This is a genomic window from Caballeronia sp. ATUFL_F2_KS9A (genome assembly GCF_023630765.1).
Lineage (GTDB): Bacteria > Pseudomonadota > Gammaproteobacteria > Burkholderiales > Burkholderiaceae > Caballeronia > Caballeronia zhejiangensis.
Map to the genome: position 1 here is coordinate 83337 of NZ_JALQEK010000041.1, position 26011 is coordinate 109347.

General features: G+C 63.2%; 25 protein-coding genes. 16 read left to right on the forward strand and 9 right to left on the reverse strand.

Going from position 1 to position 26011, the window contains the following annotated elements; all coding sequences use genetic code 11:
• Positions 1–10: 10 nt before the first annotated feature.
• The 3 genes from NCS67_RS26280 to NCS67_RS26290 form a co-directional block, all read right to left on the reverse strand.
• On the reverse strand, positions 11–1108 hold the full coding sequence (locus NCS67_RS26280) for a BMP family ABC transporter substrate-binding protein (protein ID WP_250437269.1): 1098 nt from the start codon (positions 1106–1108) through the stop codon (positions 11–13).
• Entirely contained in the window at positions 1105–2937 is a 1833-nt protein-coding gene (gene atzF, locus NCS67_RS26285; protein ID WP_250437270.1) for an allophanate hydrolase, read from the reverse strand. The genes NCS67_RS26280 and atzF overlap by 4 nt, the downstream gene beginning before the upstream one ends.
• A 206-nt stretch (positions 2938–3143) precedes the next feature.
• On the reverse strand, positions 3144–3986 hold the full coding sequence (locus NCS67_RS26290) for a formate/nitrite transporter family protein (RefSeq protein ID WP_250437271.1): 843 nt from the start codon (positions 3984–3986) through the stop codon (positions 3144–3146).
• Between the two features lie 145 nt (positions 3987–4131).
• Here NCS67_RS26290 and NCS67_RS26295 point away from each other — a divergent pair, with 145 nt between their 5' ends.
• The 4 genes from NCS67_RS26295 (at position 4132) to NCS67_RS26310 (ending at position 8551) form a co-directional block, all read left to right on the forward strand.
• On the forward strand, positions 4132–4419 hold the full coding sequence (locus NCS67_RS26295) for a DUF6566 family protein (protein ID WP_008346683.1): 288 nt from the start codon (positions 4132–4134) through the stop codon (positions 4417–4419).
• A gap of 138 nt (positions 4420–4557) precedes the next feature.
• Positions 4558–5637, forward strand: coding sequence for a glycosyltransferase family 4 protein (locus NCS67_RS26300; RefSeq protein WP_250437272.1), 1080 nt, complete (start codon positions 4558–4560; stop codon positions 5635–5637).
• A 40-nt stretch (positions 5638–5677) separates the two neighbouring features.
• Positions 5678–6733, forward strand: coding sequence for a glycosyltransferase family 4 protein (locus NCS67_RS26305; protein WP_250437273.1), 1056 nt, complete (start codon positions 5678–5680; stop codon positions 6731–6733).
• Positions 6734–8551, forward strand: a complete 1818-nt coding sequence (locus NCS67_RS26310) for an HAD-IIB family hydrolase (protein WP_250437274.1) — start codon at positions 6734–6736, stop codon at positions 8549–8551.
• A 51-nt stretch (positions 8552–8602) separates the two neighbouring features.
• On the opposite strand, the gene NCS67_RS26315 is transcribed toward NCS67_RS26310, so the two are convergent.
• From NCS67_RS26315 to NCS67_RS26325, 3 genes are all read right to left on the reverse strand, one after another.
• Complete coding sequence (locus tag NCS67_RS26315) at positions 8603–9709, reverse strand: NADH:flavin oxidoreductase/NADH oxidase (protein WP_250437275.1); 1107 nt, start codon at positions 9707–9709, stop codon at positions 8603–8605.
• Positions 9710–9811: 102 nt separating this feature from the next.
• A complete protein-coding gene (locus NCS67_RS26320; RefSeq protein WP_250437277.1) occupies positions 9812–10546 on the reverse strand; it encodes an LrgB family protein in 735 nt (244 codons plus the stop codon).
• On the reverse strand, positions 10543–10914 hold the full coding sequence (locus NCS67_RS26325; RefSeq protein WP_008346694.1) for a CidA/LrgA family protein: 372 nt from the start codon (positions 10912–10914) through the stop codon (positions 10543–10545). The genes NCS67_RS26320 and NCS67_RS26325 overlap by 4 nt, the downstream gene beginning before the upstream one ends.
• Before the next feature lie 373 nt (positions 10915–11287).
• Between NCS67_RS26325 and NCS67_RS26330 the strand changes: the two genes are divergently transcribed.
• From NCS67_RS26330 to NCS67_RS26345, 4 genes are all read left to right on the forward strand, one after another.
• Complete coding sequence (locus NCS67_RS26330) at positions 11288–11794, forward strand: ferritin-like domain-containing protein (RefSeq protein ID WP_008346696.1); 507 nt, start codon at positions 11288–11290, stop codon at positions 11792–11794.
• A gap of 61 nt (positions 11795–11855) precedes the next feature.
• Positions 11856–12365, forward strand: a complete 510-nt coding sequence (locus NCS67_RS26335; RefSeq protein WP_008346698.1) for a hypothetical protein — start codon at positions 11856–11858, stop codon at positions 12363–12365.
• Between the two features lie 87 nt (positions 12366–12452).
• A complete protein-coding gene (locus NCS67_RS26340) occupies positions 12453–12671 on the forward strand; it encodes a hypothetical protein (RefSeq protein ID WP_250437279.1) in 219 nt (72 codons plus the stop codon).
• Positions 12668–12865 (forward strand): hypothetical protein, encoded by a 198-nt coding sequence (locus NCS67_RS26345; protein ID WP_008346702.1) that lies wholly within the window; start codon positions 12668–12670, stop codon positions 12863–12865. The genes NCS67_RS26340 and NCS67_RS26345 overlap by 4 nt, the downstream gene beginning before the upstream one ends.
• Here NCS67_RS26345 and NCS67_RS26350 read toward each other — a convergent pair.
• On the reverse strand, positions 12854–13273 hold the full coding sequence (locus tag NCS67_RS26350) for a hypothetical protein (RefSeq protein ID WP_250437280.1): 420 nt from the start codon (positions 13271–13273) through the stop codon (positions 12854–12856). The two genes, NCS67_RS26345 and NCS67_RS26350, sit on opposite strands and share 12 nt — an antisense overlap.
• A gap of 522 nt (positions 13274–13795) precedes the next feature.
• Between NCS67_RS26350 and NCS67_RS26355 the strand changes: the two genes are divergently transcribed.
• On the forward strand, positions 13796–15994 hold the full coding sequence (locus tag NCS67_RS26355; RefSeq protein WP_250437281.1) for a hybrid sensor histidine kinase/response regulator: 2199 nt from the start codon (positions 13796–13798) through the stop codon (positions 15992–15994).
• A gap of 85 nt (positions 15995–16079) precedes the next feature.
• On the opposite strand, the gene catA is transcribed toward NCS67_RS26355, so the two are convergent.
• Both catA and NCS67_RS26365 read right to left on the reverse strand, forming a co-directional pair.
• Positions 16080–17015, reverse strand: coding sequence for a catechol 1,2-dioxygenase (gene catA, locus NCS67_RS26360; protein WP_175981631.1), 936 nt, complete (start codon positions 17013–17015; stop codon positions 16080–16082).
• A gap of 181 nt (positions 17016–17196) precedes the next feature.
• Positions 17197–18399, reverse strand: coding sequence for a porin (locus NCS67_RS26365; protein ID WP_250437282.1), 1203 nt, complete (start codon positions 18397–18399; stop codon positions 17197–17199).
• Between the two features lie 343 nt (positions 18400–18742).
• On the opposite strand from NCS67_RS26365, the gene NCS67_RS26370 reads away from it, so the two are divergent.
• The 7 genes from NCS67_RS26370 to NCS67_RS26400 all read left to right on the forward strand — a co-directional run bounded on the left by NCS67_RS26370 (position 18743) and on the right by NCS67_RS26400 (position 26010).
• On the forward strand, positions 18743–20095 hold the full coding sequence (locus NCS67_RS26370; RefSeq protein ID WP_250437331.1) for an MFS transporter: 1353 nt from the start codon (positions 18743–18745) through the stop codon (positions 20093–20095).
• A gap of 32 nt (positions 20096–20127) precedes the next feature.
• Positions 20128–21318, forward strand: a complete 1191-nt coding sequence (locus NCS67_RS26375; protein WP_008346712.1) for an acyl-CoA dehydrogenase family protein — start codon at positions 20128–20130, stop codon at positions 21316–21318.
• Between the two features lie 28 nt (positions 21319–21346).
• Positions 21347–21865 carry a flavin reductase gene (locus NCS67_RS26380; RefSeq protein WP_250437283.1) on the forward strand — a complete coding sequence of 173 codons (519 nt, stop codon included), beginning with the start codon at positions 21347–21349 and terminating at the stop codon, positions 21863–21865.
• A 2-nt stretch (positions 21866–21867) separates the two neighbouring features.
• Positions 21868–22542, forward strand: coding sequence for an ethyl tert-butyl ether degradation protein EthD (locus tag NCS67_RS26385; RefSeq protein ID WP_250437284.1), 675 nt, complete (start codon positions 21868–21870; stop codon positions 22540–22542).
• A 44-nt stretch (positions 22543–22586) separates the two neighbouring features.
• Entirely contained in the window at positions 22587–23507 is a 921-nt protein-coding gene (locus NCS67_RS26390) for a LysR family transcriptional regulator (RefSeq protein WP_250437285.1), read from the forward strand.
• Between the two features lie 129 nt (positions 23508–23636).
• The gene (locus NCS67_RS26395) at positions 23637–24947 is read left to right on the forward strand and encodes an MFS transporter (protein ID WP_033535799.1); all 1311 of its coding nucleotides are present in this window, start codon (positions 23637–23639) and stop codon (positions 24945–24947) included.
• A gap of 94 nt (positions 24948–25041) precedes the next feature.
• Positions 25042–26010: a PDR/VanB family oxidoreductase gene (locus NCS67_RS26400; RefSeq protein WP_008346721.1), complete on the forward strand. Its 969-nt coding sequence runs from the start codon at positions 25042–25044 to the stop codon at positions 26008–26010.
• Position 26011: the final 1 nt, after the last annotated feature.

Genomic DNA, 26011 nt, shown 5'->3' on the forward strand with positions numbered 1-26011 from the left:
AAGGAATGAATCAGATCTGCCCGACGACGCCCGCGACGAGATAGTTCATGCTTTCCAGCTTGATATCCGTCTGCGCGTAAGCCGTGCCCGATGCGATGGCACTGCCGCCCTTGTTGTCCTTCATCGGGCCTTTGAAGATCACGTAATCCCCCGCGGCCATCTTCGTCTTGATGGTGTCGGCATTGGACTTCGCATCGGCCGTGACTTTCGCGCCGTAGGGCGACATCTTCACGAAGCCTTCCTTCAGGCCGCCGCGCAGAATGTTGGGCTGCGGCTTGCTGGTCTGCGCATCCGTGACGAGTTCCTTGAAAGGCGTCGCCCAATCCCACTCCGCGCCCGTCAGATAACCCTTCGGCGCAAGCGCGGCCTGACTCGCGTGATAGCCGCAACTCATCGCGCCGCGCTTCTCCGCCGTTTCGATGACGACCTTCGGACCGTCGACGTGACAGGTCAGCACATCGCACCCCTGATCGACGAGACTGTTGGCCGCTTCGGCTTCCTTGACCGGCATCGACCAGTCGCCGGTGAAGATGACGTGCGTGGTGATAGACGGATCCACCGATTGCGCGCCGAGCGTGAACGCATTGATATTGCGCAGCACTTGTGGAATCGGCTTGGCGGCGACGAAACCGAGCTTCTTGCTCTTGCTCACGTGTCCAGCGACGACGCCGTTGAGGTACTGACATTCATCGATATAGCCGAAGTAGCTCGCGATATTCGGCGGATTGCCCTGCTTCCACAAACCGCCGCAATGCGCGAAGCGGACCTTCGGATACTTCGCGGCCATCTTCAGCACATGCGGATCGAAATAGCCGAACGAAGTCGCGAAGATGAGCGTCGCGCCGTCCTGTTCGATCATCGCTTCCATCGTCTTTTGCACGGCCACGGTCTCGGGCACGTTCTCTTCCTCGACCACCTTCACGCCCGGCATCTTCTTGATGATCGCGGCGGCCTGAGCCTGCGCCTGGTTATAGCCGTAATCGCCCTTCGCGCCGACATAGATCACGCCGACGGTGAGATTGCTTGCGCCGAAGGCGAGATCGAAGGGCAGCGCGCTGCCGAGCGCGAGCGCGCCCGCGCCTTGGATGAACTGGCGGCGATTGGTCATGATGTAGCTTCCTGTTTGAGTTGATCGCTGGATGAAGAGACGAGGCTGTGCCGATACGCGCGCCAGCCGCCGAAGGAAGTGATGTCGCGTGCGCCGCTGTCCGGCGCGACGGCGGCCGGTTCGCAGATGAAGCCTTTGACGATGCGGCCATCGGCGGTCGTGACCGTGCCGATACCGAGCGGCGCGGGAATCGCCGCGACGAATGCGCCGAAGGTCCGCATAGGCATCTCCCATATCTCGATGGCGATCGCGGCACCCTCGTTTTCGGTGCGCACGAGTCCGGGCTTCGGCGGCTGCGTATCGGCTAATGCGTAGAGCGTGTAGTGCGGCGACGTCATCGTTTCTTCGATGAACCGCGCGCCCGCCTGCTTCATCTGCCATTCGAGCGGCATGCCGCGCAGATGTGCGCCGACTACGGCGAGCTCGATGCTTGGCTCCTGGATCGGCAGCGGATCGATGCTGGCATCGGAAAGTGCCTGAATCTTCGCGCCCAATGCCGCGAGTCTCCGATCCGCGCCCGCTGGCCCAATGAGCGTGATGCCCGCGGGCAAGCCGTCGGCGCGCGGCGGTCCCGGCACGGCGAGCGCGCACAGGTCGAGCAGATTGACGAAGTTCGTATAGACGCCGAGACGGCTGTTCACTTCGACCGGGTTCGCCTGCACTTGCGCGATGGTCGGATGCGTCGGCGTCGTGGGAACGATCAGGATATCGAAACGTTCGAACAACGCTTCCGCCTCACGCTTCAGCAGCGTGAGTTCGTATTGCGCGTTGAATGCGTCGGCGGCGGAGAATGCGTCGGCCTTGCCGATCACTTTCGCTACGGTCGGATCGATGTCATCGCGGTTCGTGACGAAGAAATCGCCCAGCGCCGCGCGGCGTTCCGCGACCCACGGACCGTCGTACAGCAACGCGGCCGCGCGTTGCATCGGCGCGAAGGGAAACGTCGCGGGTTCGAGTTGCAGACGATCCAGCGTCGCCGCGAAGGCGTCGGCCGCGTGCGTGTCGCCGAAGAATTCCAGCGTGTCGGGAATTGCGACGCGCGGCGCATCCGGCAGCAAGCCGAGCGCTGCGACGCGGCGCGAATAACCGTCGAGCGCATCGAAAGTGGCCATCTGCTGCAGCACGATCCAGGCATCGGCGACGTCGTGCGCGAAGATCGATAGCGTATCGAGACTCTTGCACGCGGGCACGACCCCGCGCTTGCTGACGAGCCCCAGCGACGGCTTCAATCCGACGATGCCGTTGAAACCCGCCGGCACGCGGCCCGAGCCGGCGGTATCGGTGCCGAGCGAAAACGCGACGATGCCCTGCGCCACCGTCACCGCCGAACCGGAACTCGATCCGCCCGACACATATTCCGGATGACTAACGTGTTGCACGGCGCCATGCGGCGAGCGCGTGCCGACGAGCCCGGTCGCGAACTGATCGAGATTCGTCTTGCCGATGAGCATCGCGCCCGCATCGATCAAGCGCTGCACGGCGAACGCCGTTTCGCCGGGCGTATAGGCGAACGCCGGACATGCGGCGGTCGTCGGCAAGCCCGCAATGTCGATGTTGTCCTTCACCGCGAACGGCACGCCGAATAAAGGCTTGCGCTCGAAGATCGCGGGTCCGGCTTCGGCGAGCTCGCGTGCAAGCGACGCTGCCGTCGTTTGCAGATCCGCTGCCGGAACGACGAGCGTCCATGCTTCCGGGCGATCACTCGCTTCGATACGAGCAAGCGTCGCTACGGCGATTCGCTGCGGGTCGGTATCGCCGCGCGCGTACGCATCGAGAAGTGCGCGAACGGTGAGCGGTGCGTGATCGCCGGCAGATGCGGTCGCGTTCATGAGTTCAATCTTGAATACAAGTTGAACGCACAATGCACTGTCCGTGCCAGTGACAGATTCCGCCGTTAAATCAACGATTTGGCATCAGCGTCGCGACTAGCGGCGACCGGGCGTGATCCACGCCGGTTCAGCAATGACCCAGCCGTGGTGCGATAAATCCCGCTGACGGTGCAGCGGTCCACGGCTCCGGGCCGACAGAGTCCGCGTTACTGCGTGTCGCCGATTTCCGGCGCAATGGCCGCATGGTTGACGATCGCGACCATCGATATCCCGCCGATCATGTTCCCGAGAAGCGTCGGCAGCAGGAACACGCCGAAGTAATCGCCGATGCTCGCGGCGTGCGTCATCACGGCATACGCGGCCTCGGCCGAACTGGCGATGACGTGCGTCAGCTTGCTCACGCCGACGGTGTAAGTCACGAGCAGGATGGTGAGCAGGCGCGGGGACCGCGCGCTCGGCAAGAGCCAGACCATCAGCGCGATCAGCCAGCCGGCGAAGACGGCGCGTACCAGTGTGACGCCGAAGCCGGCGCTGAAAGGCGCACGCGCGACCTCCGCGAGCGCCGCGTTGACGTCGGGATCGAACACGTCCTTGAACTGCAGAAGCGCGGCGAATACGGCCGTTCCGACGAGGTTGGACAACAACACGATCGACCATAGGCGCAGCGTTTTACCCACTGTCCGCAAGTCACGCCGCGTGAGCACGGGCAGCACCGCTGTCAGCGTGCTTTCGGTGAAAAGCTGCTGACGCCCGAGGATGACGAACACGAAGCCGATCGTATATCCCAGGCTTGCAATCAGATGCTGCGATTTGGATGCAGGCAGCTCGCTTTGCAAGATCGCCTGAACGAGAAAGGAGAAACCCATCGAAAGACCGGCCGCGAGCCCGGACCATATGAGCGCCGAGGCCGTGCGCTCCATCGCGGTTTCGCCCTCTTCGCGCACGATTTCGTGGATGACGAGCGCATGCGGCGTCGAATGATCCGCGGCTTGCTCGCGCTGATCGTGGTCGAGGTGGGGCGACTCGGCGCCTGCTTGCGATTCGGACATTGACTCTTCTCCTGAGGCCGCTGCTGCGTGCGTCGTGCACGATGCGATGCGTGCTTACAGCAGATTCGATGCCTGTCGGGCATAGGGCCTGCTGCTGCGACCTCGTTCACCCGAAACAACCGATCCAACCGATACAAGACCGACGATGAAAACCGAGACCTTTTCCCTTGGCGGCTACGACGTCGAGGTATCGACGAAACAAACGCCAACCGGCGACTGGACACCCGAGCTGCGCGTCACCCGCAACGGACGGCCGGTCGCTCTGCCTCGAGTCGAGACGGTCGAACCCAACTGGCTGACGAGCGCGGAAGCGCTGCGCGGCGGCGTCGAACAGGCGCGCCGGCTGATCGATCGATATCTCGCCGGCCACGACAATCAGCACACCGGCGGCGCAATCGGCCATCCGGCGAAGCCCGGCGTCCAGGACAAATGATCTGAATCGCGGCGGCGACGTGCCTGCTTCGAGCGCGACCCGCGATCGTCGCGCGTGTGGCCCTTCGATTGCTCGGCGAGCTTATCCGTCATCCGCAAGCAATCGGGCTTGCAGCGAACGGCCCGCAAGGACCGCAAAATGAAGATCGCACAAGTTGCACCGCTCTATGAAAGCGTTCCCCCCAAAGCCTATGGCGCGACCGAACGCGTCGTTTCCGCGCTGACGGAACAACTCGTCGCGTGGGGTCACGACGTCACATTGTTCGCTGCGGGCGACTCCAAGACCCAGGCGCGCCTTCGCGCGACACATCCGGTGGGACTCTGGCGTGACGAACGCGTGTGGGATACGACGAGCCATCATCTGCGTCAGCTCGACGCCGTCGTGCGCCGCTCCGCGCAGTTCGACCTCGTTCACTTCCACGGCGAGCCGTTTCATCTGCCATTGCAGCGGTATATGTCGTGTCCGTCGCTTACGACCGTGCACGGCCGACTGCTCGTGCCCGATCACGGTCCGCTCTACGAGGCTTATCCCGATGCGCCGCTCGTTTCCATCTCGGACAGCCAGCGCAAGGACACACCGCACGCCAACTGGATCGGCACCGTGCATCATGGCCTGCCGCTCGATGCCATGCGCTTCTCTCCGAACGGCGGCGACTATCTGCTTTTCGTGGGCCGCATGATGCCCGAGAAGGGAATCGAGCGCGCCGTCGATATCGCGCGGCGCGCGGGGCTGCCACTCAAGATCGCCGCGGCCGTGCATCCCGGCGAACGCGCGTGGTTCAGGGAAGAGATTTATCCGATGCTGGAGGCCTCGCAATCGTTCGTCGAATATCTCGGCGAAGTGGGCGGCGAGACGCGCCTCGAACTCTTCTCCCACGCGCGTGCGTTGATGTTTCCGATCGGCTGGGAGGAGCCCTTCGGCCTCGTGCTCATCGAGGCGATGGCTTCCGGCACGCCCGCGATCGCTTTCCGGCGCGGTGCGGTGGCGGAGATCGTCGAGCATGGCGTGACGGGTTTCATCGTCGACGATGTCGAACAGGCCGTGCGTGCAGTGCAGAAACTCGGCACCATTCGTCGCAACGATTGCCGGCGCAGCTTCGAGCGGCGCTTCAGCGCCGAGCGCATGACGCGCGATTACCTCGCGATTTATCGCACGCTGCTCGCGGATCCAGCGCGCGGCGGCGAGGAATGGGCACCCGGCGACCCGATGCAGGCATGACGATTGCCGTTCCCGGTTGCATTCACTCGCGTAATTGGCCATGCGCATCGCCCAGGTTTCCACTCTTTATGAGAGCGTGCCGCCGCGACGTTACGGCGGCATAGAGCGCGTCGTGTCCTGGCTCACGGAAGAACTCGTGAAGATGGGACACGACGTCACGCTCTTTGCAAGCGCCGACTCGCGCACACGCGCGAAGCTCGTCGCGAGTTCGGACTGCGCCGTGAGACTGCTCGAAGACACCGCCGATCCGCAAGCCTTCCACTTCGCGATGCTCGAGGACGTCGTGCGCGCGTCCGGCGATTTCGACATCGTGCATTTTCATACGGACTACATGAGCTTTCCGTACGCGCGCCGGCTCGATGCCGCGCACGTTACGACGCTTCACTGGCGGCTCGACGTGCCCGGCCTCGACGCGCTTTACCGGCGTTTCGCCGATGTGCCGCTCGTGTCCATCTCCGATGCGCAGCGCGAGCCGATGCCGTGGGCCGGCTGGACCGCGACCGTGCATCACGGCATGCCCGCGGCGTTGCTGCCGTTTCAGGCGCAGGCGGAACAGCATCTCGCGTTCGTCGGACGTATCGCGCCATCGAAGGGACCGGACGCGGCCATCCGCATCGCGCGGCGGGCGAACGTGCCGCTCAGGATCGCGGCGAAGATCGACGAAGCGGATCGCCCCTACTTCATTCGCGATGTCGAACCGCTCATCGAGGCGCCGCACGTCGAATTCGTCGGCGAACTCGACGATCACGGCAAGCGCGGACTGCTCGGCCATGCCCGCGCGATGCTCTTTCCGATCGCCTGGCCGGAGCCCTTCGGCATCGCGATGATCGAAGCGCTCGCGTGCGGCACGCCGGTCATCGCGTTCGGGCGCGGTTCGGTGCCGGAGATCATCGAGCATGGCGTGAGCGGGTTCATCGTGCGCGACGAGGACGAGGCGGTCGAAGCCGTCGCGCGATTGCCGGAGATCGACCGGCGCGCATGCCGCGCGCGCTTCGAGCAGTTTTTCACGGCGGAGCGCATGGGGCGTGCTTATGTCGAGGTCTACGAGCGGCTCGTGCGCGAGCGCACCGCGCGGCTCACATTGACGGAGGTTTGAATGCGCTGCATGGTGCTTGCAAGCGATTACGACGGCACGCTGGCGCAGCATGGCCGCGTCGATGAAGCGACGTGGCGCGCCGTCGACCGGCTGCGCGAATCCGGCCGCCATATGGTGCTCGTCACCGGCCGCGAACTCGACGATCTGCTGAGTCTGTGCGACGGCATCGACCGGTTTTCGTATGTGGTCGCGGAGAACGGCGGCGTGCTCTATCACCCGGCGACGCGCGAACGCACGCTTCTCGCGCCGCCGCCGCCCGCCGCGTTCGTCGAAGCGATGCGGCAACGCGGCGTGAAGCACCTGAGCGTGAGCGAGACGCTCGTCGCCACATCACGCCCGTACGACGAACAGGCGCACGAAGCGATCCGCGAACTCGGCCTCGATCTGCACGTCGTGTTCAACGGCGACGCGGTGATGATTCTCGCGCCCGGCATCAGCAAGGCGACGGGGCTCGATGCCGCCCTCGATGCGATGGCGCTCTCGCCGCGCAATGCCGTCGGCGTCGGCGATGCGCAGAACGATCATCCGCTGCTGGACGCGTGCGAGTTCGGCGCCGCGGTCGGCAACGCGCTCGATGTGCTGAAGGCGCACGCGGATATCTGTCTCGAAGGCGTCGCCGGGGCGGGCGTCGCGGAACTCATCGATAAGATTCTGGCCGACGACCTCGCACACCTGAGCCGATGCGACGCGCGGCACAACCTGCTGATCGGGCATCGCACCGTAAGCGGCGATGGCGGCGATGGTGACGATGAAGACACCGCCGAAACGCTCGAACAGCAAGGCACCGTCGCGCTGCTCGCCGGGCAGTCGGGCGGCGGCAAGTCGACCTTGTTGACCGGACTCATGGAGCGTCTGTGCGCGGCGGGATATCAGTTCTGCGCGCTCGATCCGGAAGGCGATTTCGACAACCTCGAAAAGACGCTCGCCATCGGCAATGCGGAGCACGCGCCCAAAGGCGACGACATCATGAAGTTGCTGCGTCAGCCGCGCCAGCCTGTCGTCGCGAATCTGATGCACGTTGCGTTCGCCGAGCGGCCTTCGTACTGCGCCGAACTGCTCGCCGAGCTGCAATCGACGCGCGCGCTCAACGGGCGGCCGCACTGGATATTGTTCGACGAGGCGCATCAGCTTTTCCCGAACGCCGCGAACGCCGCCGACGAAACCCTGCCGGAGCAACTCGGCCCGGCCATTTTCGCGACGGTGCATCCGAACGCGATCTCGCAGCGCGTGCTCGAACGCGTCAACGTGTTCATCGGCGCAGGTCCCGGCGCCTGGGAAGCGCTCGAGGAGTTCGCGCGCGCCGCGGGCATCGCGATGCCGCGCCGGCTATCGGGCGCGCCCGAAGTCGGTCAGGCGCTCGTCTGGCGGCGCGAGCCGCTCAGCGGCGACGCCTGGGGCGATCCGCGCATCGTTCGCGTGGAGCCGGCCAAAACGCAGCGTCGCCGTCATGTGCGCAAATATGCGGCGGGCATGCTTATCCCCGAGCGCAGTTTCTACTTTCGCGGGCCGGAGAATCGGCTCAAGCTGCGCGCGCACAACCTCACGCTTTTCCTCGAACTGGCCGATGGCGTCGATGAAGACACATGGCTCTTTCATCTGCGGCGCGGCGACTATTCGACATGGTTCCGCGATGTAATCGGCGACGCCGAACTCGCCGACGAAACCGCCGCCGTCGAGCGCGAACATCGGGATTCCGCCGAGGAGAGCCTCGCTGCGATCACCCGTCTCGTGCAGGTGCGCTATACGCAGCCCGAGAATCCGGTGTTGCCGAACGTGCTCGCGCCCGGCGCGAAAGGCGGCGAACGAACGCCGCCATGAGAACCGGCTTGCAAGCGTCGCTCCCTTCGAGCGCGCGACCGCATCGCACGATCAGTCTTCTTCGAAGAGATGCCGGTACTGATGCGGCTGCGAGCGCAGATACTGCTTCGGCGCGCGCACCTGTGCGCCCAGCTCCGCCGCGGCGTGCCACGGCCAGCGCGGGTCGTACAGGGCCGTGCGCGCGAGCGCGATCATGTCGGCATCGCCGGTTCCGACGATGGCCTCCGCCTGTTCGATGCCCGTGATCAGCCCGACCGCGATGACCGGCATCCCGACCGCCTGCTTCACGGCGCGCGCGAGCGGCACCTGATAGCTCGGCCCGACCGGAATCTTCTGCGCCGGATGAAGCCCGCCGCTCGATACGTGAACGGCATCGCAGCCGCGCGCTTCGAGCGCTTTGGCGAATGCGACGGTCTGCTCGATGTCCCAGCCGCCGTCGACCCAATCGGTGCCGGACACGCGGATCGTCACCGGCCGCTCGGCGGGAAATGCGGCGCGCACGGCGTCGAACACTTCGAGCGGAAAACGCATGCGGTTCTCGAGCGAACCGCCGTATTCATCGTCGCGCCGGTTCGACAACGGCGACAAGAACTGATGCAGCAAGTAGCCATGCGCCGCGTGGATCTGAACGAGATCGATGCCGAGACGCGCCGCGCGCGTGGCGGCCGCCGTGAACGCATCGCGGATGCGCGCGAGTCCGGCCGCATCGAGCGCGACCGGCGGCGCTTCACCGTCCTCATAGGCGACGCTCGAAGGCGCTTCGGTCTGCCAGCCATGCGCGTGATCGGCTGGAATCTGGGCGCCGCCTTCCCACGGCACATCGGTCGATGCCTTGCGTCCCGCGTGACTCAACTGGATCGCGACCGGCATGTCCGACCATCGCCGGATGCCGTCGAGCGTGCGCTTCAGCGCCGCTTCGGTTTCGTCGTTCCAGAGACCGACATCCGCATATGTGATGCGTCCCTCCGGCAGCACGGCCGTTGCTTCGATGGTGAGCAAGGCCGCGCCGGACAGCGCGAGCTGACCGAGATGAATCAGATGCCAGTCGTTCATGCAGCCGTCTTCGGCGGAGTACTGGCACATCGGCGCGATCACGATGCGATTGGCGAGGGTCAGATTGCGCAAGCGCGCAGGTTGGAACAGTGCAGGCTGTGACATGGACAGGTTCCTTGGCGGTTGTGACGTCGCGAGGGGCGCGACCCATGCCGTCGTCGCCAGCAATGGCTATTCCGTGCGACATTCAAGCCGGGCGCGCGGACATCACAGCAGCGTCGACAACACAGGCAGCAGAACGGGCACGACGAACGCGGTAAACACGCCGTTCAGCCCCATGCCGAGGCCGGCGAACGCGCCCATCTCTTCGCTGACCTGAAAGGCGCGCGCCGTGCCGATGCCATGCGACGCCACGCCGAGCGCGAAGCCGCGCGCCTCGACGTCGGAAACGCGCAGCACATTGAGGATACCCCGCGCGGTGACGGCGCCGAACACGCCCGTCGTGATGACGAGCACCGCCGTCAGCGAAGGCACGCCGCCGATCTCCTTCGCCACGGCCATCGCGATGGGCGTCGTCGCGGACTTCGGCGCGAGCGATGCAATCGACTGACGCGACGCCCCGAGCAAGGCCGCCACGGACACGGCGGATACGATCGCGGTCAGCGAGCCGGCGGCGAGACTCACGAGAATCGGCCACGCGAGCCGCTTCAGATTCGCCCACTGCCGATAAAGCGGCAACGCCAGCGCGACCGTGGCCGGCCCGAGCAGAAAATGCACGAACTGCGCGCCGTCGAAATACGTTTCGTAGGCCGTGCCGCTCGTCTTGAGCACCACGACGACGATGGCCACCGAAATCAGCACCGGATTGGCGAGCGGATTGAAGCGGCACGCCGCGTAGATGCGCTGCGCGATGAGGTACGCGAGCAGCGTGATGGTAAGGCCGAGCAGCGGCGTGGCCGCCAGATAGACCCAGATCGCTCCGAAGTGCGGCACCGGGATCATGTGCGGTCTCCGTGTTCATGGGCGACGCGGCGGCGGCCGCGCAGCATCGCACGCATGACGAGCGCGGTGACGGCGATCGCGAGTGTGGTACTGACTGCAACGGAGAACACGACGGCAAGCACGTCGCCGCGCAGCGCATGCGCCGAAACCATGATGCCGACGCCCGCCGGCACGAACAGCAGAGACAGGTGCCGGAGCAGTTCGAGCGCCGTGGGTTCGAGCGTGGCCGCGGCGGCCGGACGCAATGCGCAGTATCCGGCGAGCAGAAGCATGCCGATGACCGGGCCGGGCACCGGCAGGCTGAAGAGATAGGAAAGCCCTTCTCCGAGACACTGGAAAACGAGCAATGTAGCAATTGCGGCGAGCATGGGAAAAACTCCTGGTGCGTGCGATGTTCATGCCTTCTTTCGGCAGCGGACGAAGCGTACCCGAGATGCTCGGGAAGCGCGTGACTCGCCCGCACATCGGGCACGGGCTGGTCGATCCATCTGCCCCGCTCGATGCGACTTTGTGCAAAAAAAAGGCCCGCCTGAAAACGGCGGGCTGAAGCCACGGAAGATAACGCGCCATTCAAGGCGCGCTTAAAGTATCGCGCTTTATTTTCATGTCGCAACAGTACGAAGGGCATCCTAACTATTCGTCGTCATGCCACGAACATGCGCGGCATGACGATTGCGAGTCATCGGGCAGCGCGAAGCGCGATTGCTTCGCTCATCCGTTCACATCGATCCGGGAGACACCATGGCTCAACCGACCGAACACCTGCTCGACTGGCTTCGCGACGCGCACGCGATGGAACAGCAAGCCGAGCAAATGCTGCGCGCGCAGTCCGGGCGCCTCGAGCACTATCCGCAACTGAAGGCGCGTATCGATCAGCATCTGGAAGAAACGCTGGACCAGCAGAAGATCGTCGCCGCGTGCATCGAGCGGCTCGGCGGCAGCACATCGACGGTCAAGGATCTTGCCGCCAAGATGATGGCCTTCGCGCAAGCGGCGGGCGGCATGACGATGACCGACGAAGTCGTGAAAGGCGCCATCATGAGCTATGTGTTCGAGAACATGGAGATCGCGTCCTACACCTCGCTGATTGCGGCAGCGACGCGCTGCGGCGATGCCGAAACCCGGGCCGCGTGCGAACGGATCCTGCCTCAGGAGCAGGCAATGGCGCAATGGCTGCTCGAACACATCCCTTCCATCTCGACCGAATATCTCGACCGCTCGGCATCCGGTCAGGAAGCGAAGAAATAAGCCTTGCAGAAGGCTTCGACATGTTCGTTCATCCAGTCGTCATACCTAGCCGGAACACACCATGAGCCAGTATCCCGCGACCGACAACCAGCAAGCGAAGGGCCACTCGCTTGCCCGTGGACTCGCATTCTTCAGTCTCGCATTGGGAACCGCCCAACTGCTTGCGCCCCGTACCGTCGCACGCATGTCCGGCCTGCGCGTCAGCCCTGGCCTCGTCAGGCTGTATGGGCTGAGAGAGATTGCCTGCGGCATCGGCATACTTTCGTCGCGCGATCCGTCTCCGTATCTGATGGCGCGCATCGGCGGCGACGCGCTCGATCTGATGACCGTGGCGACGGCGCCACGCGAACGCCGGCAAGGCGCGCACACGCGTGCGCTCGGCGCCTTGCTCAACGTCGCGGGCGTCACCGCGCTCGATGCGCGCGCGGTGACTTCGCTGTCCGATGACCGGGCGCGGCAGCGCAGCGAACGCTCGGAGCATTACGCCCAGCTTTATCTTGACCGCACGGGCTTTCCGCGTCCGGCGGACGAGATGCGCGGCGCAGCGCGAAGCGATGGCAACGGCGCCTGAGTGCGGAGTCGGCAATGCATGCGCTCGTCACGCTGATGGAATAACGCTTGCTCGATCTCACTACCTTCAGCCAATCGAGCGATCACCATGACCCACTTCTTCATGCCTGCATCGCAGTACACAGCGCGTCTGCCGCTGCTTCAATGGCTGTCGGCTCCCGACGAGGATGCCGACGACGATCCCGACGACGTCCTCGACGAAACCGGCGAGATCACCAACCGCAGCAATGGCAAGAGCGGCACCGATACCACGGCGGAACCCGATCCCAAGCCGGACAACCATCAGGCATCGACGAGGCAATCATGACCGACGAACAGACGCCGCAGCATATCGAAGGGCAGCCGGTGCCGGGACACACCGAGAACATCCCGGCGAACCCGAAGGAGCCGGCGCCGCGCGGCCCCAACGAGGATCGCGCGCCGGACGCCGGTCCCGCTACCAAGCCGGGAACACCGCCGGGCACGCAAAGCGAAGGCGACCGCCTGAAGTCACCCGACTGACATCGGCGCTGCCGGTCGAACGCAGCGCCATTTGACTCGATAAGTCCATGAGGAGCACGCCATGAACCGAACCATCACGATCAGGGCCATGTTGATCGCCGCAGTGACGGCGTCCGTCTGCTTGACGTCGGGCTGCAACCGCAATACGAGCGGCGGAGGCACCGCGGCAAGCGACAGCGCAGGGTCATCCGCGCCGGCTGCCGCCAGCTTCCCGGCGACCGCCGCCAGCGACGCACCCGCGGGTGCGAGCCAGTAAGCGAACAGGTACGACTGGCGAGGCGGCGTCGCGCCGCGCATTGCCAGATCGGCTTCGCCCGCGCCGGGGTTGACCGGCTTCGCCGTCGGTCGGATGCGGTGCGGGTAAGTCGTCGATTGCTGCGCAATTGAATCGGCATCCGAAACATTCACATCGCGAGAACGTCGCCGCCCGCTTCCAGTCGATTACCCGATACCCTATTCTCCCGGTGCCATCGACATATCGGGCGTACCCGCCGACGTCGAGCGCGCTTTGGCATCCGTCGAATTTACCTCTCTCGGCATGTCCCCCGGAACTCGATTCCAAGGGCTCGATACCGGCTCACTGTGATACGTCATGCCCGACGTGGCGGCACCGTGAGATCCGCCGCTGCCATTTCCACCGTTGCCATTTCCACCTGCAACTGCCGAGCTTGCAGCTAACAACGTCGCGATGGAAACCGACAACGCAAGGGTTCTACGGACATCGAGTTGGTGAAGCATGGGAGTTCTCCAATCTTGTTCAGATTCAAGTAAGTTTTACGGCGTCGGCCACAAATCTAGCGACGTATCAGTCAATACGAACGCTCGCCAAACACAGACGCACGGCTTCAAGAAATCGCCGCGCCAACGGTAAGTTTGACGTCGTACGAACATCTGAATAGACTTCGCCTTCGCGCCCCGCCCCGAAGTCCCATGATTGCCCATCAGGAAACATCTGTCCCGGACAGCACTGCGCTCGATATCCCCGTTCCGCCACGCGACTTTGGCGTGACCCGGCGCATGCTGCTCGCGGTGCTTGCAGCATCAATCATCACACCATTGCTTTTTCTCGCCACGTACGGTTATTTCGGTTTTCAAACCAGAATCGCGGATTCGACTGAAGGAATCGACAGACTCTCGCGAGTTGCCGAGGAGCAGGCCGTAAAAGTCCTCGACGTGAATCAGGAGGTATCGCTTCGAATAATGGCCTTTCTCGGTGACGACGGGGATGTCCCACTTCGCGCGCGACAGCAATCTGTTCATCGCTTTCTGAGGCAAACCGCCGAGCGGGTGCCATCGGTTTTCTCGATTGCTGTCTTTAGCCGGAAAGGAAATTTGCTTGCCAGCAGCAGCACCTATCCGGTCGGCCTTCAATCGATTGGAGACCGCTCGGATATCTGGTCTGCACGCCATGCCGCTTCTGCGGCAGTTGGCATGCTGCGGCCCGAACAAATATCCGACCCGGCTCGGGACGTTTTCGATGTGACGTTCCCTCGATACGACTCGAGTGGCCAGTATCTCGGTGTCTTGGCCATATCCCTTCGACGCGATTATTTCTCGTCGTTCTACGACCGGCTGACCGCACATGACCGGGCTTTGACGGTGGGCCTTTTCCGAAGCGACGGTACTACGCTCGTTCGATTTCCCGAGCCAAAAGCGCGACGCGCACCGACAAGCAGTCAACCCTTGCTGGAAGCTATTCAGGCTAATCGGCAAAGCGGACGTCTCAAGGGTTTCTCGACGCTCGACGGCGTCGAGAAGCTCCTGGTGTATCGAGAGGTCGGCTCATACCCGCTTTACGTGACCTCCGGAATCCCGGTCTCGACGGTTACATACAGATGGTTGCGACACGACGGTCTTATCGCCATCGCGACGCTGGTTCCATGCGTAGGCATCTGGTTTCTGGTCGTGTTCAGTTTGAGCCGTCTGAAACGTGAACGAACGGCGTGGGACAGATGGAAAGCCGAGTTCGGGATGCGCGTTTCCGCGGAAGCAACAAGCCGTCAGATGAAGCGTATGGGCGCACTCGGCAATCTCGTGGCAAACGTCGCGCATGACTTCAACAATCTCCTCATGGTGGTCAAGGCGAACATGGAACTGGCCCGTCGCAAGCACTTCAACGGACTGGAGAAAGAAGTCATCGCAGTGGAACGGGCTTCCGCTTCGGCGGAGGTCCTGGCAAGGCGGCTACTCAGCGTCGCTCGCAAGCAACCGCTGCGTGAGGAGTTCGTGGATGTCAAAGATTGGCTCGAACGGGAAGCCTCTCTGATTCAGATGTCGCTCAATGAGCGCATCCGCTTTCACATCAGGTCTTCTGACGAAATCTGGCCAATCTACGTTGACCAAACCGAACTTCAATCGGCGCTGATAAACCTTGCGGTGAATGCCAGGGATGCAATGCCCGGCGGCGGCGACTTTACCATTCGCACCAGGAACATCACGCTCGATACTTCGAAAGGAAGCCTGAAGCCCGGTGACTATGTTGTCATCGCTTGTTCCGATACCGGCGTCGGCATGCCGGCATCAGTGATGCAACGCGCATTCGAGCCGCTTTTTACGACCAAAGCCGCGAACGCTGGCACGGGGCTCGGCCTTGCGCAGGTCATCGCAATGTGCGAGCAGGCGCGCGGAACAGCACGCATCGAGAGCGAGGAAGGTAAAGGAACGACCGTGTCGCTCATTCTTCCCCGTGGCTCCGGGCAGGCCGAAGCCAAAGCCAAAGCGACGACCGTGTCTCCCTCACCACCCGTCACGGTGACGGAGGCGACCAAGGGTTCCATTTTGCTGGTCGAAGACAACGAGGAAGTGGCCGCGGGACTTTCGGCCGTACTGGAGGTGTTCGGCTGGCAATCCCGACACGAACTCACCGGAGATGCAGCGCTAGGTCTGCTGGAGGACGGCGCGAAGTTCGATCTCATTCTCTCCGACATTCAAATGCCTGGGCTCAACAACGGAATCGATGTTGCGGAAAAAGTGCGGCGGAAATGGCCGAAGCAGGCTATTGCGCTGATGACCGGCTATGCCGACGAGTTCGAACGAGCAAAAAACGCCGGTGTAACGATTCTTTCCAAGCCCTTCAACATCGACGACCTTCAGGCTTTGCTGCAGAGCGTAGCACCCGCGATCAGGTGATTCGTCACTCTCGCCCATCGCCGCCAACGCGATGAACATCGTCGCTGCCGCAGCAAATGGAAGCGGAGTCAGCCGCTTCGCCGACTTAAGCCGTCACCGCCGTGCGCTGACGACTGACAAGCTGATTGTCCTTGCCTTCGACGAGGCGAGTCAGCGCGATATCGAACTGAATTTCCTTGTAAGCGTCCGCCTTTAGACCGAGCGCAAAGCCGCCCTTCTTTTCGACGACATGAGGAATCAATTCCTCGCGCGTGGCATACGCGAAGTCATCCCAAATGAGCGGATCGCCCTCGATGTTGATCTGCGTGGTCAGCTTGCGGAAGTTATCGCTCGTCACGAAGAAATGAACGTGTGCAGGACGATTGCCATGCCGTGCAAGCGCGTTCAGCAATTCTTGCGTCGAACCGTGAGGCGGGCATCCATAGCCTACGGGCATGAGCGTGCGGAACTCGTACTTGCCGTCTTGTCCTGTTCTCACCGCGCCACGCAAGTTGAAGTCACTCTGTGCGCCGGTCGGATCGAAATGCGAGTAGAAGCCTTTCGAGTTTGCATGCCAGCACTCCACGACGGCATCCGCGACAGGCTTGCCGTCGGGACCGGTTACGGTGCCGCGAATGACAAGCGGCCCGGCGTCATCGTCCGGATTGAGGTCGATCTTCGCCACACCATCGCGCAACGGTGCGCCCGCCACATACAGCGGACCTTCGATGGTACGCGGTGTGCCGCCGTGAATGTCCGCGTGACGGTCCTGCGCATCCATGCGAATGTCGAGAAACTTCTCGAGACCGAGACCCGCCGCGAGCAAGGCCGCTTCCCCGTCGCGACCGAGCCGGTTGAAGTAGTTCACGCCTGCCCAGATTTCATCGGGCGTCATATCGAGGTCGTCGATGGCCTTGAACAGGTCGCTTAGCAGCCGATGCGTGATCTGCTTCGCACGTGCATTGCCGTTATCGCTGCCGAGATTGGCGGCGGCCGAAAGCAGGCCCTGAACTTCCTTCGTATCGAATACTTTGACGCTCACGATGTTGTCTCCATAGGTATGGGGGGTACGACACAGCTCTTCCGTTCCGCGGTACCACGCGCGGACTCACGCGTCGTCTCGACGACAAATTAGGCCGCACCCGCATATCCGTCAAATAGATCAAATGTGGTTGATGCCATCCATGAAATGGATGACATCCCGGCGCGAATGTCGGCTGGCTTCAAAACTTGTGGCGGATGCCCACGCGGACCGTGCTTTGACGATCGCTCGTCGACGGCGTGAGGTTGTTGATCGCCGCAACCGCCGCTGTGCCGGTGGAATCGATGCCGGATGCCTTCTGGTACACGCCGATCAGATAGACATCGGTGCGCTTAGACAGGAAGTAATCGGCGCCGAGCGCGCCTTGGTAATACTTGGCGCCGGGATTGTTGCCGGTGGCCGAATCGACGTCGCCGCCCTTCGTGTAGTCGAATGCCGCGCCGAGCAGGAGCGCCGGCGTGAGCTGATACCTGAAGTTGACTTCGACGTTATTGAAGTTCGCATTGCCGGAATAGCCGCGCGGATTGGGACCGGAGTTCGCGGTATCGCCGAGGTTCTTGAACTGCACGTTGGAATACGTTGCACCCACCGTGGCCGCGCCGAATGCATAAGCAGCGCCTGCCGCGACCACCTGATAGGTACGAGCCGATGCATAGCCGCTATAGACGGGCGAAGAGATAAAGTTCGCGCTCGCAGCGGGCGGCGTGCTTGCGCCGTTGTCGCCGAAGAAGCCGACGTTCGGATTGCGCGCGTTCAGGTAACCGACGCCCAACGTCAGCGGGCCGTTCGCATAGCCCGCACCGAGCGACCACAATTGGTTGCGCGAGACCGCACCCGCGACGCCGCCCAGACCGTAGACGCCGCCGAAGGTAACGCCGTAGTAAGCCTTACTGACGAACTTGATCGCGTTGTTCACGCGATACGCGTTGTTGAGGTTATCCAGATCGCCTGGATGCGCGCCGATATATCCCGCCCACTGGGTACCGGACTCGAACGGGCCCACATAATCCACGACCGAATCGTATTGCCGCCCGAGCAACACGGTGCCGTAAGCACTGGACAAGCCCACGTACGCCTGCCGGCCGAACATCAGACCTTGCGTGCTGCCGCGGTTCTTCTGCGCAAGCGAGCCGTTATTCAGGTCGAAGCCGTTCTCGAGTACGAACAGCGCAGCAAGCCCGCCGCCAAGCTCTTCCCTGCCCCTCAATCCCCAGCGGCTGGCCTGCATGACGCCGCTCGACAGGTTGTAGAGATTGTGGCCGCCGGCGTTCGATGTCCAGTTGAAGCCATCGTCGACGATGCCGTACAGCGTCACCGCACTTTGTGCGTGCGCCGTGCCTGCAACTGCAAGCAGCGCCAGAGAAGTTCCCAAGGCGAGTTTCATACGTGCGTGTTCCATGCGAGTCGTTCTGTTGATTGACGCAATGAAGGCTCATTGCGGTGATGAATGCGATGCGCCACGCAGTCTGCGGCCGCTCGTTTCACGCGGCAAATAAGCCAAAAGCATGACCGGCGATAAGCGCGATCGATATGTCATGCGAGGCAAGGGCTATTCCGTACGACATGCAACGGCACATGCACCAGATTCATGTCGCGCATTTTTGTCTCGAATTTGACCGCGATTATCGAGGCTCATATCGTGGGCCCATCGCATCGCATCGATACGACTCGCACCGCTTCTTGAGCATCAGGGAAGCGGGAACCATCACCTCATGTCTTCCCCAACCATGAACCCTGAAGCTCTGAATTCCGACCTGAGCGCGCTCGCTCAAACCCGATCGGCTCGTCGCCCAAGCAACGTGCGCCGTGCAGTCACGACGGCAGTGCTCGGCCAGATCCTCGAGTGGTATGACTTCTTTCTGTACGGCACCGCCGCCGCGCTCGTCTTCGGCAAGCTGTTCTTTCCGGTCGGCACCGATCCGCTCACGGGCACCATCGCCGCATTCGGCGGCTTCACGGTCGGCTTCATCGCGCGACCCATCGGCGGCGTGCTATGCGGACATATCGGCGACCGTTACGGCCGCAAGGTCGTGATGATGCTGACCCTTCTCACGATGGGCACCGCCACGGTCCTGATGGGCGTTTTGCCGACCTATCAGCAGGTCGGCATTGCGGCGCCCGTGATGCTCGTTCTGTTGCGCATTCTTCAGGGACTGGCCGCCGGCGGCGAATGGAGCGGCAGTATCCTGCTGATCCACGAGAACGCGCCGCAATCGAAGCGCGGCGCGCTCGCGGCGTGGAGCCCGTGTGGCGCGGCACTCGGCTTCGTCCTGTCCACCGGTGCGTTCCTGCTGGTGCAGAACTTGCCGGCGGGCGACTTCCAGAGCTGGGGATTGCGCCTTCCGTTTCTCGCGAGCGCCGCACTCGTTCTTCTCGGCTTGTGGATGCGCCGCTCCGTCGGAGAAAGTGCCGCATTCGCCGAAGTCAAGGCGACGCGCCACGAAAGCCGGATGCCTGTCATCGAAGTGCTGCGCCAATGTCCGCGCGAAGTGCTGACCGTGTTCGGCCTGCGCTTCGGCGAGGGCGCGGCGTCCTACCTCTTCTTCGCATTTTCGATCGCCTACGGGCAGTTTCTGGGCATCAAGTCGAGTTGGGTTCTGAGCGGCCTGTGCATTTCGATGCTGCTGATGATCCCCGTTTCGCTCTTCTTCGGCTGGGTGACCGACAAGGTCGGACGCAAGCCGGTGTATCTCGCCGGCGCAATCGCCATCGTGCTGGTCGCGTGGCCGTACTTCGCGCTGCTCGGCTCGGGCGAGTACTGGAAGGTGGTTGCGGCGCTCGTCCTCGCGAACAGCATCACGCTTGGCATTCTCGAAGGCGCGCAACCCGCGTTCATCAGCGAGATGTTGCCGGTGCACCTGCGTTTCTCGGGACTCGGCATTGGGCGGGAAGTCTCTTCCGTACTCGGCGGCGGCCTCTCGCCGATGATCGCCACCGCGTTGCTTGCCCACTATCACAGCGCCGTGCCGGTCGCCATTTATCTGGGCGTACTCGGCCTGATCACCGTCGTCGCCACGCTGCTCGCACGCGAGACGTATCCCAAAGCGATGCGCGCCGCTGCACGCCGTCAGCCCGAATGACATCGACACACATCGACCGAGAGGTATCACCTATGCAAGCCCTTCGAAGCGAAGCCATCATCGATTCGCAAAACGACTATCCCGAGTACGCTGGACCGCTGCACCTCGATACGCTGATCGAGGAAGTCGAGCGCCGCCGCGACGAGTTCGACGCCCTGTCCCACGTGCCGCGCGATATGGTCGGCAAGATGAAGCGCGCGGGGATTTTCCGCGCGAGCACGCCCAAACGTTTCGGCGGCGATGCGCTGCCGCCCGCGCGCTTCCTCGAGATGCTCGAACGTATCGCGATCGCGGACGGATCGGCCGCCTGGGTCGCGGCGTTCGGCTCCGCGAACACGTACCTGGCTTCACTGCCTGTGGAGACCCAGGCGCGAATCTATGCGGCCGGTCCCGATCAGGTCTTCGCCGGCGGCTTGTATCCGCTGCAAAAGGCCGAGCGCGCGCCCGGCGGATTCCTCGTGTCGGGACAGTGGCGCTTTGCGAGCGGCTGCAAGGGCGCGGACTGGATCGGCGTGGGAATCGGCGGGGCGCCGGCCGGCACCGACGACAAGAACGCCGGCAAGCCTTTTACTGCGGTTTTCCCGGCGAGCGAAGTGGAGATCGTCGATAACTGGAACGTGGTCGGCATGCAGGGCACGGGCAGCCATGATCTGCGCCTGAAGGACAAATACGTCGAGGAACAATGGACCTTCGTGCGCGGCGGCACGCCGCTGATCGATGAACCGCTGTACCGGTATCCCGCCGTCGCGTATCAGGCGCAGGTGCATGCGGCAGTGAACATAGGCCTGGCGCGCGCGGCGCTCGACCTGCTGGCGGGGATGTCCGGCGTGACGAAAACCACGACCGGTGCGCCGCGTCTCGCCGATCGCGCCTACTATCGTTCCGGGCTCGCGCAGGCGGAAGCACAACTGCGCAGCGCGCGGGCGTTCTTCTTCGAGTGCGCGGAAGCATCGTGGCGCACGGTGCTCGCGGGCGACCCGGTGTTGCCTGCCGAAGCAAACTTGCTGCGTCTGTCGGCGACGCACGCCGCCCACACCTGCGCCGATATCGTGATGCAGGCGTACAAGATGGCGGGCATCGGCGCGATCTACCGCGAGAACCGGATGCAGCGTCTGGTACGCGATTCGATCGTCGTCACGCAACACGCCTTTCTCGGCGAAGGCAATTACGACGCATCGGGCGCGATCTTCGTCGGCATTCCGCCCGTTACGCCGTATCCCTGAACCCGCGAATCCTGAAAGGACATCTGCCATGACACACGATCAAGCGCGCACACAGTTTCGCAACGCGATGGCCTCGCTCGGCGCCGCCGTCAACGTCATTACCACCGACGGCCCGCACGGACGCTGCGGTATCACGGCAAGCGCCGTGTGCTCCGTGACCGATACGCCACCCACGATGCTCGTCTGCATCAATCAGTCGAGCTACGTTCACGATGTGTTGCTCGCTAACGGCCGGGCGTGCATCAACGTGCTGGGCGCGCACGCGCAGGAACTGGCGCGCGCGTTCGCGGGCATGGACGGAGGCTCGATGGACGAACGCTTTGCGCGCTGCGGTTCGCGGCCTGGCGCATTGCAACTTCCCGTGCTCGACGATGCAATCGCGAGTCTCGAAGGCCGTATCGTCGACGACAAGCAGGTCGGTTCGCATTCAGTGCTTTTCGTACAGGTAGAACACATCGGCTCGCGCGAAGACGGCGATGGGCTTGTGTACTTCGGCCGGCAGTTTCATCGGCTCGCGCGCGCGGCTGCTTCCTGCGAGGCGGCGTAAGCATGCAAATCTGCCTGTTTCTGATCGGTGCGGGCGGACAGCGCCCGTTGGTCGATATTGCGCCATTGCAGCGCATCGACGGCTTACGCAGTCTGGTCGTGCACGAGCCGATGGCGCAACACGTCGATCCGCGCATTCCGCCCGCGGCCGATGCGCCATCGTGCGTGCTTCAACTGTATTTCGATGAACTCGCCGCGCTCGAAGCTGCCGCGAGACTCGATGGCCCGATCCATCGCGCGCTTCGAGAACCTTTGATCGCCGGGCGCTTCATGCAGCAAGTCATGGCCGTGCGCGCGCTGGCCTCGCACGCGCCATCCACCCAAGCGCGCATTCAGCGCTGCACCTATCTCGTCGCGTACGAAGGGCCCGCCGAGGACTTCGACACATGGCTCGCGCATTACCTGCGGCATCACGCGCCGTTGATGTCCACCTTGCCGCGATTGCGCGAGCTGGAGATCTACACGCGCATCGATTGCACCATCGGCCTGCCTTGCACGCGCGCGAATGCGATGCAGCGCAACAAGGTCGTCTTCGACGATGCGCCCGCGCTCGCCGACGCACTCGCCTCGCCGGTGCGCGAATCGATGCGGCGCGATTTCCATACCTTGCCGCCCTATCGCGGAGCCACGCCGCATTTTGCAATGCACAGCACATACGGTAATCTCGCCACACATTGATGGCCGCATGGCGCGACCAGCGCTCGTTCGTGAGTCAACCGTGTATGACGAAGCCCAACTCCGGTATCGCCGATCTCAATCTGCTGCGCGTGTTCCTCGCCATCTGGGATTTGCGCAGCCTGACCGCCGCCGGCGAACGTCTCGAACTGACGCAGCCCGCGGTCAGTCATGCGCTACGGCGCTTGCGCACGATCTTCGGTGATCCGCTTTTCGTGCGCACGCCCACCGGCATGGTGCCGACCGATGCCGCGCATCGGCTGTATCCGCCGCTCGCGCAGGCGTTGTCGATCATCAACGAGGCGGTCCAGCAACTCGCCAGCTTCGATCCCGCGACCGCCCGGCGCGTGTTTCGCATTTCGATGTCGGACATGTCGGAATTCTTTTTTCTGCCGCCGCTCGTCGCGCTGCTCGACCGCGAGGCGCGCGGCATTCGAATCGAAGCGGTCAATGTTCCGGTGGAATCCGTAAGCAGCGCCATGCGCGCCGGAGAAATCGATCTTGCGCTCGGCTATGTACCGGGTCTCGACGCGGGATGCGTGAGCGAGACGCTATTCGTCGACGAGCATGTATGCGTCGTGCGCGCCAATCATCCGTTACGCAAGTCGCGGCCGACACGCGACGACCTGACCGCCTTGCGCTACGTCTACGCGAGCACCAACGCGACGGGCCATCGCATGGTCGAGCAATGGCTCGACGAGCTGAATTTCAAGCGCGATGTCGCGGTCCGGCTGCCGCATTTCGTCGTGGCGCCCGAAATCGTGATGAACACGGACCTTGCCGTGCTCTTCCCCAAGAGCATCGCGCTGCGCTTCAATCGTAGTAAGGCCTTTCGCATTCTGCCATTGCCTTTTGCGCTGCCGCCCATCGAGATTCAGGTGCACTCGCACACGCAATTCACGAGCGATCCGGGCGTAGCGTGGCTGCGCAATACGATCCATTCGATGTTTCGCCAGCCCGACGCGTGACGCTCATTTGCTGGGCTGATATCACGCGTTCTTTTCGGCGAATTTGACCGGGGTGAGTGTCGCCACGACACTGTTTGTCATGCGAAGCCTCAAGGAGGCTGCAGCCCTTCTCATTCAATGCGAGCAGACATGGCAACAGTTCATACCTCGACCGCCGAAACCAGCGCGGCAATGCCGGATCGCACGCTCAGACGTATCGTCATTGCGTCGGTCGCGGGCAACGCGATGGAGTGGTACGACTTCTTCGTCTACGGAACGGCGGCCGCACTCGTGTTCGGCAGTTTGTTTTTTCCGGCCAATGCGGACCCGCTGATCGGCACGCTCGGCGCGTTCGCGGCATTCGCGATGGGCTTCGTCGCACGGCCGCTCGGCGGTATCGTGTTCGGCCATATCGGCGACCGTTATGGACGGCGCGCGTCGCTCGTCTGGACATTGCTCATCATGGGCTTCGCGACGTTCGGCATCGGCCTGTTGCCGACTTACGATCACGTCGGTCTGTGGGCGCCTGTTGCGCTCGTCGCACTTCGCCTGCTGCAAGGCATCGCGTCCGGCGGCGAATGGGGCGGCGGCGTGCTGATGATCAGCGAGAACGCGCCGCCTGAAAAGCGCGGCTATTACGCGGCGTGGAGTCAGCTCGGCGTCGGCGGCGGTTTCGTTCTTTCCTCGGCGGCGTTTCTCGCGGTGCAGGCCTTGCCGCACGATCAGTTCATCTCGTGGGGATGGCGCCTGCCGTTTCTCGCGAGCATCGTGATCTTCGCGCTCGGCGTCTACATTCGTCATAGCCTGCCTGAGAGTCGCGACTTCGAGAACGCGGAAGAAGCGGGCAAGACGTCGCACATGCCGGTGCTCGAAGCGATCAAGCGTCATCCGAAGGAAATACTGATGGCGATGGGCCTGCGCGTCGCGGAGAACGGCGGCGCGTACATCTTTCTCGCGTTTTCGCTGGTGTACGGCAAGTTCATCGGCATTCCGAATTCGACGATGCTCACCGGCGTCATGCTCGCGATGGTCGTCGAAATGATCGCAATGCTGCTGTGGGGCAAGCTCTCCGATCGCATCGGACGCAAGCCCGTGTATATGATCGGCGCCGCATCGCTCGCGGCGATGGCCTTCCCGTTCTTCTGGCTGCTGGACACGCATTCGACACCGCTCATCTGGCTTGCGCTGGTGCTTGGCACGGCCGTCTGTCACGGCGCGATGATCGGCACCTTGCCTGCGCTCGTCGGCGAATTGTTCAGCACGGAAGTGCGCTACTCGGGCGTTGCGCTCGGGCATGAAGTGGCTTCGATTTTCGCTGGCGGTCTGTCGCCGCTCCTCGCAACCGCGTTGCTTTCACACTATCACGCGTCCTGGCCCGTCGCGGTGTTTCTCATCGCGCTCAGTCTCGTGACGGTCGTCACGCTGCGCTTCACGCACGAAACGCGTCATCAGTCACATTGATGCGATACACGATTTTTAGCCTATTTTTCTTATTCGGCGTGCGGCTCTAAGATCGATGCATGGTTGTGGGAAACACATCGAAAGGAAGGCGATCATGCAAGCTCAAACCGTGAAAGTCCGAGTCGACGCGTTGCGCGAGGAAGCGCACGGCGTGCGCTCGTTCAGCGTCTCGCGAATCGACGGCGCGCCCTTCGAACCCTATGAGCCCGGCGCGCATATCGATGTGACCGGCCCCTCGGGTGTCACGCGTCAGTACTCGCTCTGCGGCGATCCGGCATGTCTCCGGACGCAGATCTTCGCGGTCAAGAAGGAAGCGCAATCGCGCGGCGGTTCACGCTCGCTTCACGAGGAAGTGACCGTGGGCTCCGAGCTTTCCGTCGGCGCGCCGCGCAGTCTGTTCCAGCTTCACGCGGCCGCAAGCGAGCACATTCTGATCGGCGCGGGCATCGGCATCACGCCCTTGCTGTCGATGGCTTATCGCCTCGTCGCGAGCAATGCGCGCTTCACGCTGCATTACTTCGCGCGCAGCGAGGCGCATGCGGCATTCATGACCTTGCTGACGCGTGCCCCGTTCAACGCGTACGTGAAGCTGCATTTCGGCGTCGAGCGGCACGAGCAGCGCGACAAGCTCGACGAATGTATCCGCGATGCCGGTCCGAACGCACACGTCTACACATGCGGGCCGAGCGCCTTCATGGATGCCGTGGTCGAGACGGCGCAAGCTCGCCTGCCCGCGGACGCGATCCATCTGGAGCGCTTCAAAGCCGAGCCGATTGCCACGGCCGAAGCCTCGTTGGACAGCTTCGAGGTGCAACTCGCAAGCAGCGGACAAACGGTTCGCGTGGACAAGAGCACGTCGATCGTCGATGCGCTCGCCTCCATCGGCATAGAAGTCGATACCTCGTGCGGCGAAGGCGTTTGCGGTACGTGCATGGTGGATGTCGTGAGCGGCGAGCCCGAGCATCGCGATCACTGTTTGAGCAAAGCGGAACGCGCGAGCAACAGCGTGATTTGCTGCTGCGTGTCGCGTTCCCGTTCGCCCGTGCTGGTGCTCGATCTCTGAG